Raw genomic sequence first — 813 nt, 5'->3', positions numbered from 1 at the left:
TTCGCGAGGGATTGGGGCGTCAAGCTTCCCAATTCGTTTAAACAATCGCCCAGAAGTGATTGCAGTCCATTTAACAACGGATATTGACCGGGCTGTTGATGGGTTAACCAAGTCAATTGATTACATCACTGAACAAGAAGGCGGGGTAACCTTTCAGCAAGTAGAAAATCAATACCTAGCCCGCAAACAAGAACGTGCGCAAGCGCAAGGCTACTTTTCAGTAACACCGGATGCCACAAGTAGCCACGAAATTATCGATGCCATTGATAAAGAAGCAAATGTTGATGCCTATACATTGGTGCCGAATGAGGAGGAAGCGGACATGACAGATCCAAGAAAAAATCCTTTTGTAGACAATAATGACTATGATGATGATGCAGTAGACCGTTCGACAATTGAAGCCCCTAAATATGAGGCAGATGATGAGGAGAAAGTACCGCATAACCCAAGTATTAAGTCGTCTTATATCTTGTTGGACCCAGAAACAAATGAAAAAACAGTCGTAGATGAAAACGTAAATGCAGAGAAAATTTTCTCTGATAATTTAAATGAAGATGTATTTATTGTGAAGGACCCTAAGAAAAAATAGGGGTTAATGACTTAAAGGAGAGGGCCTAACCATGGCCCTTATCTTTTATAGGGATAAGAACCCAAAAGCAGTAAATTAGAAAAAAGAAATAGAGGACTAAAATGACGGAAAACGAAACACAAACAACTGGTTTTGTAAGCCAATTACCTACTGGCCTTCAAGAAAAATGGCAGTCAGCTGGCTTTGGCCAAGCAACTGACATTCAAACGGAGACCTTCCAACCC

The 813-nt window shown here is 41.1% G+C and carries 1 pseudogene; it reads left to right on the top strand.

Annotation, left to right across the window (positions count from 1 at the left end):
* Positions 1-589 (top strand): annotated as a pseudogene (locus ACRCJ0_RS16755) (metallophosphoesterase); the annotation flags it as partial.
* Positions 590-813 lie beyond the last annotated feature (224 nt).

Source organism: Aerococcus sp. L_32, assembly GCF_050689315.1.
The sequence above is the reverse complement of the archived record's forward strand: the minus strand, read 5'-3'. Positions and strand labels throughout refer to the sequence as shown.